At 53.8% G+C, this 12,779-nt stretch carries 12 protein-coding genes and 2 tRNA genes; 7 read left to right on the top strand and 7 right to left on the bottom strand.

Annotation, left to right across the window (positions count from 1 at the left end):
• Positions 1 to 166: 166 nt before the first annotated feature.
• The 5 genes from WD071_RS03850 to WD071_RS03830 form a co-directional block, all read right to left on the bottom strand.
• A tRNA-Ser gene (locus tag WD071_RS03850) sits at positions 167 to 254 on the bottom strand.
• A gap of 106 nt (positions 255 to 360) precedes the next feature.
• Complete coding sequence (queF, locus tag WD071_RS03845; protein WP_368047004.1) at positions 361 to 1,182, bottom strand: NADPH-dependent 7-cyano-7-deazaguanine reductase QueF; 822 nt, start codon at positions 1,180 to 1,182, stop codon at positions 361 to 363.
• Between the two features lie 97 nt (positions 1,183 to 1,279).
• Complete coding sequence (locus WD071_RS03840) at positions 1,280 to 2,053, bottom strand: ABC transporter permease (protein WP_368047003.1); 774 nt, start codon at positions 2,051 to 2,053, stop codon at positions 1,280 to 1,282.
• Positions 2,054 to 2,099: 46 nt separating this feature from the next.
• Positions 2,100 to 3,035 carry an ABC transporter ATP-binding protein gene (locus tag WD071_RS03835; RefSeq protein ID WP_368047002.1) on the bottom strand — a complete coding sequence of 312 codons (936 nt, stop codon included), beginning with the start codon at positions 3,033 to 3,035 and terminating at the stop codon, positions 2,100 to 2,102.
• A 53-nt stretch (positions 3,036 to 3,088) separates the two neighbouring features.
• A tRNA-Glu gene (locus tag WD071_RS03830) sits at positions 3,089 to 3,164 on the bottom strand.
• Positions 3,165 to 3,444: 280 nt separating this feature from the next.
• Between WD071_RS03830 and WD071_RS03825 the strand changes: the two genes are divergently transcribed.
• The 3 genes from WD071_RS03825 to WD071_RS03815 all read left to right on the top strand — a co-directional run bounded on the left by WD071_RS03825 (position 3,445) and on the right by WD071_RS03815 (position 5,305).
• Entirely contained in the window at positions 3,445 to 4,068 is a 624-nt protein-coding gene (locus WD071_RS03825) for a hypothetical protein (RefSeq protein ID WP_368047001.1), read from the top strand.
• Positions 4,069 to 4,296: 228 nt separating this feature from the next.
• Positions 4,297 to 4,530: a hypothetical protein gene (locus tag WD071_RS03820; RefSeq protein ID WP_368047000.1), complete on the top strand. Its 234-nt coding sequence runs from the start codon at positions 4,297 to 4,299 to the stop codon at positions 4,528 to 4,530.
• Positions 4,531 to 4,630: 100 nt separating this feature from the next.
• Entirely contained in the window at positions 4,631 to 5,305 is a 675-nt protein-coding gene (locus tag WD071_RS03815) for a dUTP diphosphatase (protein WP_368046999.1), read from the top strand.
• A 37-nt stretch (positions 5,306 to 5,342) separates the two neighbouring features.
• Here the strand turns inward: WD071_RS03815 and nfuA are convergent, their stop codons facing one another.
• On the bottom strand, positions 5,343 to 5,924 hold the full coding sequence (gene nfuA, locus WD071_RS03810) for a Fe-S biogenesis protein NfuA (protein ID WP_368046998.1): 582 nt from the start codon (positions 5,922 to 5,924) through the stop codon (positions 5,343 to 5,345).
• A 254-nt stretch (positions 5,925 to 6,178) separates the two neighbouring features.
• On the opposite strand from nfuA, the gene metH reads away from it, so the two are divergent.
• Both metH and WD071_RS03800 read left to right on the top strand, forming a co-directional pair.
• A complete protein-coding gene (gene metH, locus WD071_RS03805) occupies positions 6,179 to 9,886 on the top strand; it encodes a methionine synthase (protein ID WP_368046997.1) in 3,708 nt (1,235 codons plus the stop codon).
• A gap of 100 nt (positions 9,887 to 9,986) precedes the next feature.
• On the top strand, positions 9,987 to 10,259 hold the full coding sequence (locus WD071_RS03800) for a DUF2970 domain-containing protein (protein ID WP_368046996.1): 273 nt from the start codon (positions 9,987 to 9,989) through the stop codon (positions 10,257 to 10,259).
• Positions 10,260 to 10,285: 26 nt separating this feature from the next.
• On the opposite strand, the gene WD071_RS03795 is transcribed toward WD071_RS03800, so the two are convergent.
• Positions 10,286 to 10,426: a hypothetical protein gene (locus WD071_RS03795; protein ID WP_368046995.1), complete on the bottom strand. Its 141-nt coding sequence runs from the start codon at positions 10,424 to 10,426 to the stop codon at positions 10,286 to 10,288.
• Between the two features lie 151 nt (positions 10,427 to 10,577).
• Here WD071_RS03795 and WD071_RS03790 point away from each other — a divergent pair, with 151 nt between their 5' ends.
• Complete coding sequence (locus WD071_RS03790; protein ID WP_368046994.1) at positions 10,578 to 12,260, top strand: nitrite/sulfite reductase; 1,683 nt, start codon at positions 10,578 to 10,580, stop codon at positions 12,258 to 12,260.
• Positions 12,253 to 12,771 carry a DUF934 domain-containing protein gene (locus WD071_RS03785; protein WP_368046993.1) on the top strand — a complete coding sequence of 173 codons (519 nt, stop codon included), beginning with the start codon at positions 12,253 to 12,255 and terminating at the stop codon, positions 12,769 to 12,771. The genes WD071_RS03790 and WD071_RS03785 overlap by 8 nt, the downstream gene beginning before the upstream one ends.
• Positions 12,772 to 12,779: the final 8 nt, after the last annotated feature.

The following is a 12,779-nucleotide window of genomic DNA, read 5'->3' as shown; positions in this document are numbered from 1 at the left end:
TCAAACAGCCTGCCGGCTGTTTGACCCTGCGGGCTTCGCGCTGGCGCGCTCGTTTTAAGTTGCTGCGCAACTTTTCGACCCTCTATCGGGTTCGCCTCCCTCCCGGGCTGGCTTCAGCTTTTTTGCTACAGATCACAGGCCGCTTGGGCACCTGCTTTCTTAAATATGGCGGTGAGGGAGGGATTCGAACCCTCGATACGTTTCCGTATACACACTTTCCAGGCGTGCTCCTTCAGCCTCTCGGACACCTCACCGTTTTAAGGCGCGTAACTTTATATCAGGGCTATTTCAATTACAAGCAACTTCACTGCACGCAGCAGCGCTGTTGTCAGGAAAACACTATCGACAGGCTTCAATCCCCTATTGTCGCAGCAGTCGCGGCAGTGGCTGAAGCGCAACGGATTTGTTGCTGCTACGCAAGGGGTTGATCTCCAGCCCGCCGCGACGCAGAAAATTGATACTGACCTGCAGTTCCCGCGGCCGGCAAGCCGCAGACAGATCCTGAAATATCTGCTCCACACAATGTTCGTGAAAACCTTCATGCTGTCGATACGAAATCAGGTACAACAGCAGGCTGTGATGATCAATCGCGGAACCCTGATACTGAATCCTGATGCTGCCCCAGTCCGGTTGCGCGGTAATCGGGCAGTTGGACCGGAACAAATGACTGTACAAGGTTTCGCTGACCTCAGTGTCTGGCTGACATTGCAGTAACGCCGGATCCGGGTGGTAAACTGAGGCATTCACTGTCAAGTCATCAAGCAGGCAGCCATCAGGCACATGACTGGTATGCATAAGTGCATCGTCACACGCATAGAGACTGACCTGCACCGCCGCACCCGCGACCTCACCCAGGTCCAGCGCGATCCGTGCGCGTACCGACTCTGTATTTTTGAACATTTTCATATTCAGGGAATTGAAATAAAGTTTCATCGACTTTGATTCAATCAGGAAAGGCGAGTCACATGGCACCAGAATATCCGCTAACGCCGCTACCGGTTGCCCGGTCGGCGATAACCAGGACAATTCATAGGCGCGCCAATGATCAAATCCGCCAAACGGAAGTTGGTCTGGTGCATTCAGGATTTTGCTGCGATTCTCGGCGCGCGAAACCGGAAACAACAGATCCGGATCGTATGTGCTCGGATAAACAGTTTGTTTGCCCAGAGGATTGTCAGACATGGCACCAAAGACCTTTGTTACTTAACTGTTACTCAACTGTGACTCAACAACAACGTTACCCGAACGCTGAACGGGGCGAACTGCCTTCATCAGAATGTCAATGCCTCAAGCCCGTGCCACGGCGCAGCAATATCAGCGCCACCGCAAACAAAAGCGCACTGAACATAACCAGCATGAACAATGCCCAGTAAATGTTGACATCGCTGCTGCCCAGAATGCCAAAGCGGAACGTGTTGACCATATACAGAACCGGGTTCAGTGCTGACACCCATTGCCCTGCCGTGGGCAGCAATTCTATCGAATAAAACACGCCACCGAGGTATATCAACGGAGTCAACACGAACGTTGGAATTATGGAAATGTCATCGAAGGTGTTGGCGAACAAAGCGTTGATAAATCCCGCCAGTGAAAATACCATCGCCGTCAACAGGACGACCAGTATTGTCAGCCAGACATGTTCAATACTCAGCGAGGTAAACACGAATGACATCAACGTCACGATCACACCCACTGCCAGCCCCCGTGCCATGCCGCCGGCAACAAAACCCAGCAGAATGACATAATTGGGCACAGGCGACACCAGTATCTCTTCGATGCAATGTTGAAACTTGTTGCTAAAAAATGACGAAGACACGTTGGCATATGCATTCTGAATGACCGCCATCATGATCAGGCCAGGGACAATGAAATCGATGTAGGCATAACCTCCCATTTCACCAATACGCCGACCGATCAGATTTCCGAAGATCAGGTAATACAAACCGATGGTTATGGCTGGCGGCACCAGAGTCTGCAACCAGATACGGGTAAAGCGCCGGACCTCTTTTACAAGGATGGTTTCAAAGGCTATGTACTTGTGGTTGGCAAACATGCGAACACCCTTGAGGATAGACCGATGATGATTGACTGATTTTGGTTTACTGACTTTTCAAACGGGACAAAAACAATTCTTCCAGCCGGTTGGTCTTGTTTCTCATGCTTTTGATCAGCACACCCTGTTGATTGAGCGCCGTGAACAAAGCGTTAATATCCCGGTCCGTGCTCATGGTGACCTCAAAGCTGTGCGAATCAATCCATTGGCAGCTGACCTCCGGATCATTGAATTGAGGTGCAGTGGAAATTTCATTGACCGTATCAAACACCAGGGTCTGCATGGCCAGTTTGCCGAGCAGCGCCCGCATGCTGGTATTTTCCACGATCTGCCCCTGATCGATGATGGCAATATTGCGGCACAGACTTTCCGCTTCTTCCAGGTAGTGCGTGGTCAGAATGATGGTCGTGCCCTTACGGTTGATCTCCTGCAGAAACGTCCACATGGAGCGTCGCAATTCGATATCAACGCCGGCCGTGGGCTCGTCCAGGATCAGCAACCGCGGCTCGTGCACCAGGGCGCGCGCAATCATCAATCGGCGCTTCATGCCACCGGACAGCATACGGGAGCGGTTGTCGCGCTTGTCCCACAGATCCAGCTTCTTCAGATATTTTTCGGTGCGCTCGCGCGCCAGGGAGCCTTTAAGACCGTAATAGCCAGCCTGGGTCATGACTATATCGGCCACTTTCTCAAATTGACTGAAGTTGATTTCCTGCGGCACCACACCCAGCGACAGTTTCGCTTCGTAGACATGGCTGGCAACATCTTTGCCAAATATTTTGATGTTGCCATCACTGGGATTGATCAGTGTTGAAATGATTCCAATGATGGTCGACTTGCCTGCACCATTGGGACCCAGCAAGGCAAAGAAATCGTTTTCTTTGACATCCAGATCAATGCCTTTCAGGGCAACATGCCCATTGGCATAGGTTTTACAGAGATTGCGGATGGAGATGGCATTTTGTGAATCGGCATGTGACATGGTCGCTTCTCAAATTCCAAAAAAAAAGCCTGGCAAAAGCCAGGCTTAAAATATGGCGTCCCCTAGGGGTTTCGAACCCCTGTTGCCGGGATGAAAACCCGGTGTCCTAGGCCTCTAGACGAAGGGGACAGAAAAAAATTTTTCTGCCTTATTGCAGAAAGCGGCGCGAATTTTAAGTAGCTTCGTTGTCGCAGTCAAGGTATTTTTTGTCTATTTTGATCTACTCTGACTTTTCCGATCAGCGTTGCTTATTCCGATCGGAACCGGTCAAACAGACAGCGCGCGCATAATAACAAATCTGTCATGCCGGTGATAGTCTTTTGTGCGCCTACTTTTTGACCGGCTTACCCATCTGACCTGATCTCGCCTGACCTGATATAGTAGCCAGAAACTGGAGGGCATTGCATAGATGGTTATATTCAGTCTTGTGCTGGCACTGATGTTACTGGTGGGCATCATTTACATACTGCGTCGGCATCACGAGCGAATACGGCAGGACGTTGTTGAGCGGGATCAGCCCCTTCCCCCTCTGGTCCGCGAAGTCACGCCGGTAACCACAAGCACGGAGACAACCGCAGCGACCTCCGGGGGCGATTGGCGCCAACGCTGCCAGATACTCCGGGACCAGGGGCAATATGACGCAGCACTGGCAGCCTGCCAACAGGCATGGCCGCAATGGCAAAGCTTTGACCATGCTGCACGCGTTATCCGCGCAGCCATCCGCAACACGGACAAGGACTCAGCAGAATACCAGCAATGGTTGCACCGGCTGTACCGCCTGGCTGCCCAGGCTAGTTTTCTGCATGACAAGATTGATGGTTTGCCAGCGCCGACCCGGCAAACCCTGGGGGAAAGATTTAATCCGCAGGCGCTTGAAAAACTCAGTATGCCCTGGTCGGACATTGGCTATCGAGAGCTCAGGCTTCTGACCAAGTCAGATCGCAAACAGTTGCTGGCAATGCTCGGCGAACCGAAAACTAACAAAAGTGCCCGAATTTTTCATGACAAACAATGGCTAACATCAATCTCTTGACCCTTTTGATGGCAATATGCGAACCTGTTCACATTTCGCTTACAATTGACCATGATACCCAAGCGGTGCTATACCGCTAACGGATCAGCTGACCAGCGCCCGCGGGGGTTTGTGTGCTCGCGGGACTTATGCATAGACCGGCTGCGAAGGCATCTAATGCATTCGGGTAGGTGGCCGATACTCTTAAACAGGATATAGTAGCTGCCAATAAGATCAAGGATCACCGGAATGACCTTTACAGACAAGCGCAAACGGTCAAGGACGCCTGATATAGAGCCTGACTTGCTCGATCAAGGTATTTGCCAGCTCAACATGGAAATCGAAATCCTGAGTGCCTGGCTGCATAACCTCGATGCCAATGACATTGAGCAGCGTGTTTCCTACAAAGACATGTTGCAAAGTCGCAAGGAGATGCTGCAGTCTCTGCAGCAGCAAAAGTCGGACCTGTCAGCCAGAAAATAGCCACGCACAGACAACAGGCCTGATACCTCAGCTTTCACGCCCCGATCTTTTACGTTAAGCTCCCTCCGTCAGAATATCGCAGCCAGGAAACACGACCTCCATGTCTCAGCCAGCACCACTGATGCCGTCGCAACAGCAGATCAATACCATGTTGTCACTGCAATCCGCCATGAACAGCAAAGTCGATCCTGACTGGGTCACGGCAGCCTACCCCTACCTCAGGGCCGTTGTTGTAGAAGCGGCAGAAGCCATAGAGCATCATGGCTGGAAGTGGTGGAAGAAGCAGGATATGGACATGGCACAGCTGCAGATGGAAGTCATCGACATCTGGCATTTTGTATTGTCCGAGATTTTGCTCAGGCAGCAAGGCAACGAAAAACTCGCCAGTCAGATTCTGCTGCAGGACTGCAAAAGCAATCGCAGCGATATCAGTTTCGACAACCATTCCTATCAACTGACATCGATGACCCTGCTCGACAAGCTCGAGCTACTGACGGCACTGGCGGCCGCAAGGCGTATCGAAATCCCGGTATTTGCCAGCATCATGCAGGACTGCAACATGAGCTGGGATGACCTGTTCGCTCAATATGTCAGCAAGAACGTGTTGAACTTCTTTCGCCAGGATCATGGTTACAAGGAAGGCAGCTATCAGAAAATATGGCACGGCAAGGAAGACAATGAGCATCTGGTCGAGGTAATGGCGAGCCTGCCTGCCAGTGCAGATGATTACCCCGCCCAGCTGTACCAGGCGCTCAGCCAACGCTACCCGGCCTGAAGAGCAAGGGCCATCGCCGACGCCTGCACATACTCAGTTACTGAAAATACGCATTCTCTCGATTACTGTGATCCGTGACATCGCGAACACCGGTCAAACCCGGCACATTCTCGACCAGGGTTTTTTCCACGCCCTCTTTCAGCGTTACATCAACCATGCCACAGCCCTGGCAACCGCCACCGAACTTGAGTACCGCAATGGAATCCTCGACGATCTCTTCCAGGCTGACCACGCCGCCATGCGACGCCAGTGATGGGTTGATCTCGTTGTACAGGACATAATTGATGCGGTCTTCCAGCGGGCTGTCATCACGAATCTTGGGCAGGCGCGAGTTGGGTGCCTTGATAGTCAATTGCCCACCCATGCTGTCTTTCGCATAGTCCACCACGGCATCCTCAAGAAACGGGATGCTGCGCTGCTCCAGCCAGGCATCAAAGTGGGGGTAGGATTTTTGCTCATCCTCTTCCTTCTCCTCGCCCGGGCGACAGAAAGAGATACAGGTTTCGGCCTTGGGCGTCCCCGGATCCAGGATGAACACGCGGATACCAATGCCTTCACAATCCTGTTTCTTTAACAGTTCTGCCAAATATTCCTGTGCGGGTTCTGTAATCGTGACCATAAGTACGGCATGCCTCTTGTCTTGCTTGACTGTAGTTGTTGAGCCTCAGTTGTTTCTCTGTCGTTGCTCAGACCTAATAACCAACCATTTTACTCGGTTATTATGGATTTTGCAGCTCCCGCCATGGAAAAGGCACAAATTTATCCGGGCGTGCTCTCCTTCTGGTAGAATTGCGCCTCCTTGAATTTGCCACAACAGTGACGTCGGCTGCCAACTAAACACCCTGGCCGGTCATTCGAACCATGGAATTGATCATGAAACAGCACCCAGCATTCGCCACCCTTCGCCAAGCCCTCAGCCAGCGCATACTGGTGCTGGACGGTGCGATGGGCACCATGATCCAGGCGGAGAAACTGAAAGAGGCTGATTTTCGGGGTGAGCGCTTCATCGAACATCCCAGTGATCTGGCGGGCAACAATGACCTGCTGACACTGACCCGCCCGGACGTGATCAGGAAAATCCATCACGCCTATCTTGATGCCGGCGCCGATATCGTTGAAACCAATACCTTCAACTCAACCGCCGTCTCACAATCCGATTACGGCCTGCAGGCCATTGTTCGGGAGCTTAACTACGCAGCGGCGCAGCTGGCTCGTGAATGCTGCGATGCGGTGACACAACAGAATCCGGAACGCCCGCGTTTTGTCGCTGGTGTGGTCGGGCCCACCAGCCGCACGGCGTCCATGTCACCGGATGTCAACGACCCGGGGTATCGTGCCACCGATTTTGACGCCCTGGTGGCAGACTATGAAGTCGCGGTTGAGGGCCTGATCGCCGGTGGCGCAGATATTCTGCTGCTCGAGACCATTTTTGACACCCTGAACGCCAAAGCCGCTGTCTTTGCCGCGCAAAGCACCATGGAAAAGCTGGGCATCGAAATGCCCATCATGATATCCGGCACCATCACCGATGCCAGCGGTCGCACCCTGTCCGGTCAGACCGTCGAAGCCTTCTGGAATGCACTGTCGCACGCACGCCCGCTTTCCATTGGTTTTAACTGCGCTCTGGGGGCTGCACAGCTGCGCCCGCACATCGAGGAAATCTCGCGTCTGGCCAATACCTTTGTGTCCGCGCACCCCAATGCAGGCCTGCCCAACGAGTTCGGCGAGTACGATCAAAGCGCACGGGAAATGGCTGACATTGTTGAAGAATTTGCCGCCAGCGGCTTCCTTAATATTATTGGTGGGTGTTGCGGTTCGTCACCACAGCACATCCGTGCCATTGCCGATGCCGTCAACAAATATCCGCCCCGCCCGATACCCGAGCTTGAGGTGAAATGCCGACTCAGCGGCCTGGAAGCCTTCAACATTGCCGCCGACAGCCTGTTCGTCAATGTGGGTGAACGCACCAATATCACCGGGTCGCGCAAATTCGCGCGCCTGATTCTGGAGGGCCTGTATGACGAAGCCCTCGATGTGGCCCTGCAACAGGTTGAGTCCGGCGCCCAGGTTATCGATATCAACATGGACGAAGGCATGCTGGATTCGCGCGCAGCCATGGAAAAATTCCTGCGCCTGATCGCGGCCGAGCCGGATATCAGCCGGGTACCGGTAATGATCGATTCGTCCAAATGGGAGGTTATCGAAACCGGCCTGAAAAACATCCAGGGCAAAGGCATTGTCAACTCCATCAGCCTGAAGGAAGGTGAGGAAGATTTCCTCGCCAAGGCCCGTCTGTGTCGTCGCTACGGCGCTGCTGTCGTGGTGATGGCATTCGACGAGAATGGTCAGGCCGACACCCTGCAGAAGAAACGTGATATCTGCAAACGCAGTTACGACCTGTTGGTCAGTGCGGTCGATTTTCCGCCTGAAGACATCATTTTTGATCCCAACATCTTTGCCATCGCCACCGGTATCGACGAACACAACAACTACGCCGTCGACTTTATCGAAAGCTGCCAGTACATTCGCCAGAATCTGCCGCACGCCCTGATATCCGGTGGTGTCAGCAACGTGTCGTTTTCATTCCGCGGCAATGACCCGGTGCGCGAAGCCATTCACTCGGTGTTCCTGTTCCACGCCATCAAGGCCGGGCTCAACATGGGTATCGTCAACGCCGGCCAGTTGACCGTCTACGATGACATTCCGGCTGAACTGAAAGAACGGGTGGAAGACATTGTGCTTAACCGGCGCGCCGATGGCACTGACCGCCTGATGGAAATTGCCGCCAAATACAGTGGCAGCAGCAGCCATGAATCCACTGAAGATGTGGCCTGGCGCGACGCTCCGGTGGGCCAGCGCATTACCCACGCCCTGGTCAAAGGCATCACCCGTTACATTGACGACGACACTGAAGAAGCCAGGCAGCAATTCGATCGTCCCATTCAGGTCATCGAAGGCCCGCTAATGGACGGCATGAACGTCGTGGGCGATCTGTTCGGCAGCGGCAAAATGTTTCTGCCTCAGGTGGTAAAAAGCGCTCGTGTCATGAAGCAGGCGGTCGCGTACCTGTTGCCTTATATCGAGGCTGAAAAGCTCAAACATGAACAGGCCGGTGGCGAAAGCAAAGCCAAGGGCAAAGTGTTGCTGGCAACCGTCAAAGGCGACGTTCACGACATCGGCAAAAATATTGTCGGCGTTGTCCTGGGCTGCAACAACTATGACATCATCGACCTGGGGGTCATGGTGCCTTGCGACAAAATCCTGCAGGCAGCCAAAGAGCACAAGGTGGATATCATCGGTCTCAGCGGCCTGATCACCCCGTCACTGGACGAAATGGTTCACGTTGCAAAAGAGATGCAACGGCTTGATTTCAAAGTACCTTTGCTGATCGGCGGGGCCACCACATCCAAAGCACACACCGCCGTCAAGATCGAGCAGAACTACACCAACAACGCGACGGTGTACGTGCCCGATGCCTCGCGCAGCGTCACCGTGGTGAGCAACCTGCTCAGCGATGAAACCCGCGACAGTTTTGTCGCCGGCGTCAAAGCCGAGTATGACACCGTGCGTGCGCGGACCTCGGGACGCGACCAGCGCAAAAGCCTGCTGACCTTCACCGAAGCCAACAACAATGCCGGGGACTTCAGCTGGAACGACAGTACCATCACCCCGCCCGCCTTTACCGGGCCTAAGGTACTGGATGATTACCCGCTGGAGAAGCTGGTGCCCTATATCGACTGGACACCGTTTTTCATCACCTGGAGCCTGGCAGGCAAGTATCCGGCCATTCTGCAGGATGAGGTGGTTGGCGAAGCCGCACGCGATCTGTTTGCCGATGCCCAGGCCATGCTGAAAAAGCTGATTGATGAAAAACTGCTGCGCGCACAGGGTGTCTTCGGCTTCTGGCCGGCAGCACGCACCGGGCGCAACGACGTCACGTTGTATGACGACACCGCACACAAAAACAAGCTGCATACCTTCAGCTTCCTGCGCCAGCAGGCCGCGAAAGCGACCAATATTCCCAATTTGTCACTGGCTGACTTTATTGCCCCGGCCGACCACCCTGTCAGTGACTACGTTGGTGCATTTGCGGTCACCGCCGGTATCGGTGCCCAGGAACTGGCTGAACGTTACGCGGCAGAAAACAATGACTACAACTCATTGATGGTCAAGGCGCTCGCTGATCGCCTGGCTGAAGCGTTTGCAGAACACCTGCATGAACGCGTGCGTACCGAATACTGGGCTTATGCCCCGGACGAGAAGCTTGATAGCGACGCCCTGATCAAGGAAAAATATCGCGGCATCCGCCCGGCCCCCGGTTACCCCGCCTGCCCCGAACATTCCGACAAAGTCGCGATTTTTGATTTGCTGGGTGTGGAAAAGTCGATAAACATGGAATTGACAGAAAGTTACGCCATGCTGCCGGCGGCGGCTGTGAGTGGTTTCTATTTTGCTCACCCCGAATCGCGATATTTTTCAGTAGGCAAAATCAACGATGATCAGGTCGCCGATTTTGCTGACAGGCGTCAACTCAGTGATGACGACGCCCGCCGTCTGTTACGACCTAATCTGCTGGATTAGCTTATCGATAAATTGAGTTAGTTTGTCTGGATCTTATTGATACAATAGATAAACAGTAAGATGCCAACAGAGTTCGCTTTGTTGCCATCCGGGAGCACTTATGACTCAGCACAACGGGCAGGAATCGGCTGACAAGCCCGCAGATGAGGCCTTTAACAGACACTTGAACAAACAAGAGCAAGGTGGGGAAAAGCTGTCGTTCTGGCAAACGATGCTTAGCGTGGGCCAGGCCAGCTTTGGCGTACAGAATCAGAAAAACAAAGAGCGCGACTTTGAAAAAGGTTCCATCAAGGGCTTTGTCGCCGCCGCGCTGATCTTCACTGTCTTATTTGTACTGACGCTGGTTGTGGTGGTTAATGTGGTGTTGGGCTAGATCGAAACAGCTAGACCGATACCGGCTTAGCTGGCAACGTAAAAAACCACCAGACCGACCACAATCACAACCAACGAGAAGATCGCCAGCGCATCGGCGCGGCTGTTGGCCTGAATTTCTTCTTCGGTATAGCAGCTCTCAGGGCTGTCATTACTCACATTGCTCATAGTGTCTCTCTCAACTCAGTTCAATTGGCGTTTAAGCAGTTTAGACGATGCAAACAGGATATAAAAACTTTCGGAGGCGCATTTTAATGACTTCCGGCCCAGAATCAAGAGAATCAAGCGAAACACGACCAACAAGGCGGCAATAACAGCTATGTACCGATACGACAACTACGATCACCAGATGCTGGCTGATCGTGTAGCACAATTCCGGGACCAGACCACCCGTTATCTGGCAGGCCAGCTCAGCGATCCGGAGTTCCTGCCGTTGCGCCTGCAAAACGGCCTGTACATTCAACGCCTGGCGCCGATGCTGCGCATTGCCATTCCCTACGGCATGCTCTCGTCCACGCAGATGCGCAAACTGGCCCATATTGCAGACTACTACGATAAAGGTTATGCCCACCTGACCACGCGACAGAACATTCAGTTCAACTGGCCTGCGCTGGCCGAGGTACCCGATATTCTCGAGCATCTGGCCGAGGTCGAGATGCATGCCATCCAGACCAGTGGTAACTGCATTCGCAATACCACCACCGATCAGTTTGCCGGCGTGTCTGCTGATGAAGTCGAGGACGCTCGCGCCTACTGTGAAATCATTCGCCAGTGGTCAACCTTTCACCCTGAATTCGCTTACCTGCCACGTAAATTCAAGATCGCGGTCTGTGGCACCCGGCGTGACCAGGCGGCGACCCAGGTGCACGATATCGGCCTGTACATCGTTCGCAACCAGGTCGGCGAGATCGGCTTCCGTGTGCTGGTCGGCGGCGGCCTGGGCCGCACCCCGGTCATCGGCAGTGAAATCCGTGAATTCCTGCCGCAGGAGCACCTGCTGACATACCTCGACGCCATTTTGCGGGTCTACAACCGTGAAGGACGTCGTGACAACAAATACAAGGCGCGCATCAAGATTCTGGTCAAGGAGACCGGGGTAAACGATTTTCGCGACAAGGTCGAGGCTGAATGGCTGGCCATCAAGGATGGTCCGATGACACTGACCCAGGATGAAGTCGAACGCTGCCGCGCCTTTTTCCACGATCCGGACTACAGGGATTTGCCGACACACAGCGACACCCTGGCACAGGCGCTGAGCACCGATGTCCTGTTTGCCGCCTGGTACCAGCAAAACGTTGCCGCACACAAACAACCCGGTTACGCCATCGTCACTATCTGCGTCAAGAAAACCGGTTTTGCGCCGGGCGATCTGGATTCAGATCAGATGCGCTTTGTTGCCGACCTGGCCGACAGCTACAGCTTCGGCGAAATGCGTATCGCCCATACCCAGAACATCGTGTTTGCCGATGTCACTCAGGATGCGCTTTACCAACTCTGGCAGGATCTGAAAACACATGACCTGGAAGCCGACAACCTGGGTTTGCTCAGCGACATGATCTGCTGCCCCGGCGGCGATTTCTGCGCGCTGGCCAATGCAAAATCAATCCCGATTGCGGAATCCATTCAGCGCCGTTTCAGCCACCAGGAACTGCGCGACATCGGCGCCCTGTCGCTGAACATTTCCGGCTGCATGAACGCCTGTGGTCATCACCATGTCGGCAACATCGGCATTCTGGGCGTGGACAAAAAAGGCGAGGAATATTACCAGGTATCATTGGGCGGCTCTGCTGACAATGATACGTCACTGGGTAAAATTGTTGGCCCTGCGTTTTCCCAGGACGAAATTCCCGTGGTTATCGAAAAGATTGTTGCCGTGTATAAAGAAAGTCGCCAGCCTGAGGAGAACTTTCTGCATACCTACCAACGTGTCGGTATGGAACCCTTCAAGGATGCCCTGTATGGCAAAAAAGAGCCGGTCGGCAAGGAGCCAGTTCATGAGTAAAAAGATTATCAAGGATGGCGCCATCTGCACCGACACCTGGCATCTGCTGGCAGCGGACACGCTGGGCGACACCCAGGCCGACAAACTGGCAGAACACGAGAGCGACGACATCATCGTGCCCCTGACCTGCTGGCTGGAAATCCGCGAACAACTGCTGGCAAGATCAGGCAGAACCGGTGTCTGGCTGCAAAGCAAGGAAACACCGGCCGATCTTGCTGAGGATCTGTCGCGACTGCCACTGATAGCGCTGGATTTTCCCGCTTTCAGCGATGGCCGGGCCTACTCAAGCGCCCGCGAATTACGCCAGAACATGGGATTTGAGGGTGAGATCCGGGCTATTGGCGATGTTCTGCGCGATCAACTGTTTTACATGGCACGTTGCGGTTTTAATGCCTTTGCCCTGCGTGAAGACCAGGATATTGAAGCGGCACTTGGCGCCTTTGACGACTTCAGGGACGCCTATCAGGCCAGTGTAGACAGGCCCGTGCCACTGTTTCGTCGCCGGGCCTGATTCCCTGG

The sequence above is a fragment of the Pseudohongiella sp. genome (genome assembly GCF_040877505.1).
In the GTDB taxonomy this organism is placed as follows: domain Bacteria; phylum Pseudomonadota; class Gammaproteobacteria; order Pseudomonadales; family Pseudohongiellaceae; genus Pseudohongiella.
The sequence above is the reverse complement of the archived record's forward strand: the minus strand, read 5'-3'. Positions and strand labels throughout refer to the sequence as shown.

What these genes read in the sequence shown, in the direction of transcription:
- queF (WP_368047004.1), bottom strand. Translation starts at nt 1,182, where the DNA reads ATGTCTGACAATCCTCTGGGCAAACAAACTGTTTATCCGAGCACATAC.
- WD071_RS03840 (WP_368047003.1), bottom strand. Translation starts at nt 2,053, where the DNA reads ATGTTTGCCAACCACAAGTACATAGCCTTTGAAACCATCCTTGTAAAA.
- WD071_RS03835 (WP_368047002.1), bottom strand. Translation starts at nt 3,035, where the DNA reads ATGTCACATGCCGATTCACAAAATGCCATCTCCATCCGCAATCTCTGT.
- WD071_RS03825 (WP_368047001.1), top strand. Translation starts at nt 3,445, where the DNA reads ATGGTTATATTCAGTCTTGTGCTGGCACTGATGTTACTGGTGGGCATC.
- WD071_RS03820 (WP_368047000.1), top strand. Translation starts at nt 4,297, where the DNA reads ATGACCTTTACAGACAAGCGCAAACGGTCAAGGACGCCTGATATAGAG.
- WD071_RS03815 (WP_368046999.1), top strand. Translation starts at nt 4,631, where the DNA reads ATGTCTCAGCCAGCACCACTGATGCCGTCGCAACAGCAGATCAATACC.
- nfuA (WP_368046998.1), bottom strand. Translation starts at nt 5,924, where the DNA reads ATGGTCACGATTACAGAACCCGCACAGGAATATTTGGCAGAACTGTTA.
- metH (WP_368046997.1), top strand. Translation starts at nt 6,179, where the DNA reads ATGAAACAGCACCCAGCATTCGCCACCCTTCGCCAAGCCCTCAGCCAG.
- WD071_RS03800 (WP_368046996.1), top strand. Translation starts at nt 9,987, where the DNA reads ATGACTCAGCACAACGGGCAGGAATCGGCTGACAAGCCCGCAGATGAG.
- WD071_RS03795 (WP_368046995.1), bottom strand. Translation starts at nt 10,426, where the DNA reads ATGAGCAATGTGAGTAATGACAGCCCTGAGAGCTGCTATACCGAAGAA.
- WD071_RS03790 (WP_368046994.1), top strand. Translation starts at nt 10,578, where the DNA reads ATGTACCGATACGACAACTACGATCACCAGATGCTGGCTGATCGTGTA.
- WD071_RS03785 (WP_368046993.1), top strand. Translation starts at nt 12,253, where the DNA reads ATGAGTAAAAAGATTATCAAGGATGGCGCCATCTGCACCGACACCTGG.